General features: G+C 64.1%; 1 protein-coding gene and 1 pseudogene. Both read right to left on the minus strand.

What is annotated here, in order from left to right; genetic code table 11:
• On the minus strand, positions 1–2,062 hold a 2,062-nt coding region (locus AC1DUU_RS30000; RefSeq protein ID WP_476786958.1), incomplete at its 3' end, for a glycosyltransferase.
• A 75-nt stretch (positions 2,063–2,137) separates the two neighbouring features.
• Positions 2,138–2,241: pseudogene (locus AC1DUU_RS30005) on the minus strand (calcium-binding protein); the annotation flags it as partial.

Here is a 2,241-nt window from a genome sequence, read left to right on the forward strand (position 1 = left end):
GATAGAGGCAGGCCGCCGGTTCATAGGCGATCTCGAGACCCAACCGTCGGATCTTGAGGCAGAGGTCGCTGTCTTCGTAGTCGCCGATGACATAGTCCTCGGTGTATCCGTCGACCCGCTCATAGGTCTCCTTGAGCGTCACAAGGCATGCGCCCGTGACGCCGGGAACGTTGCGGGCACCCTGCGCCGGTGGATAGCGTCCGGGCATCCCCTTGTAGAAATGGTGATTGAGCCAGATGCCGCGCTGGTCGCGGCCGAAATAGAGCCCGGCATGCTGCAGCGAGCCGTCCTCGAAGATCAGCTTCGGGCCGATGGCTCCGACTTTGCGTTGTTCGAAAAGCGGTCGCACCAGCAACTGGAGCCAGCCCGGTTCACGCGGCACGACATCGGAGTTGAGCATGACGAGAACCGAGCCGCGCGCAAAGCGCGCACCGGCGTTGCAGGCCCGGGCATAGCCGCCATTGCGGTTCATCACCACGAGCTTCATCGGAAGGTCGTGCAGGATGTGCAGCCCGCCCAGCATGTGTTTCGTCTCGTCCTCGAACTCGGGGGAATCCAGAACGAAGATGATCTCGGCATTCTCCGCCAGCCAGGGATCGGTGGCCATGCCGGACAGTTGAAAACGCAGGAAATCGAGGACCCGATAGAGAGGTACCACGATCGAGGCGAGTGGTGCCTTTCGAGGCTGGCCATAGTCCTTGGTGTGGTCGACGCTGATTGTCTTGCCCAGGGTACGTTCGACGCTTTGGAGGGCCGGGGCAAGAATGGTCCGGAACGCATCGTCCACGGCATGCTGCGGGGGGACGGCGCGCAGGATGCGGTTGCGCTGCGCTCCTGGCTCGAAGGGCTGCGGCTTCGGTACGAGCGGTTTCACCGCACCGGAGGCGAGCCGCAACTGGAAGCGTGGCTGGAGTAGTGGACCAAGCGGCTCTTTCTGCGGAAGCCAGGCGATGAAGCCGGTTACGGCAGTCTTTGCGTWGGTCTTCGGTTCGCGGCTCCAGGCCGGGAACTCGTACCAATTGCCGTCGAGGGGCAGGGCCGTGCCGTCCTCCTTGATATAGTCGATGCCGGCAAGGGTGGAGGTCTGATCGTTGGTCCAGCCGCCTGCGAGCAGGCCGTCCGGCAACGCAAGCGCCAGGTCGACAGCGGCATGCATCTGGGGCCTGGCCACCTGCCGGGCCGGCAGCGGGGCCCGCTGCTGGAGGTCGATTGCAGTTGCCGTGCCGCTGCCCGCCATTGTTGAGAGTTGACGCACGACGAACTCGCGCAGCCCCGTGCCGCCGCGCTGCTCCGCCCACCATTTCTGAAAATCGAGGTGGCGCGGATGGCAGTTCGGCAGGTTCCGGACAGCGATGCCCCTTTTGCCCAGGAACATGATGTGGAGCGGCCGGGCAGGCTGCGGTGTGTCGAAAATGAAATGGCAGGACTGCCAACCCCGCTYCGAACCGTTGGCAACGACAAATTGCAACGGCAGCCGCGCGACGGAACCAGCGCCGATGGCATAGATGCCGGTGATCTCGCCCAGGTCAGGGCTCATGTCGGTCTCAATGAGATAGCGTCGGGGCGCGATCTGGCAGACGGAATTGGCAAGCCGCGGCGCCGGCACAAGGGTGAAGACGGCATCCTCGACGACACTGCCAAAGAGCTCGTCGCGGGACAGCCGGAATGCACTGCGCCAAACGGTCAGGAGATTGTTCAGGAACTTGACGCGGCCTTCCGGCGAGAGGTTGCCCAGAAGCGTCTCCACATCGAGAAGCGGCAGCCGTGCGGCCGGCGGGAGCGTGAACGCCTGCAGCGTGCTTCCGTCAGCCGCGGCGATCTGCGCGTCTTCCGCTTCGTGTCCTGGCTTCATAGCCCAAAGCACGCACTGCCCGCCATCTGACCGCGGAAGCGTCATGCTAACGAGCGGGACCGGCTGGGATTGCATGGCCAGGGTGAATTTGCCCAGGGCTGGTAGTTGCGGGGGGATGTCCCAGGCCACGACAGCCACCTCCGAGCAAAGCTGGGAGGCCTGTGCCAGGCTGGTACCGCCGCCCGCGACCTTCGAACGGTCGGACGTCACGCGTTGGTCCTTTAGAGAGGTTGGAGAAGGGGCGGCGTGCCCTGCAGGGGGAGTTCAGGGCACGCCGTGTCAGGCTCAATGGACCGTGAAATAGTGGTCCGGATTGGCCTGCATATCCTTTGCGTCGACGTTGACGAGCGTCAGGGAGTCGCCGTGGCCGAGATCGATCACGACATTGC

Source organism: Aminobacter sp. P4_H6_2 (genome assembly GCF_056400805.1).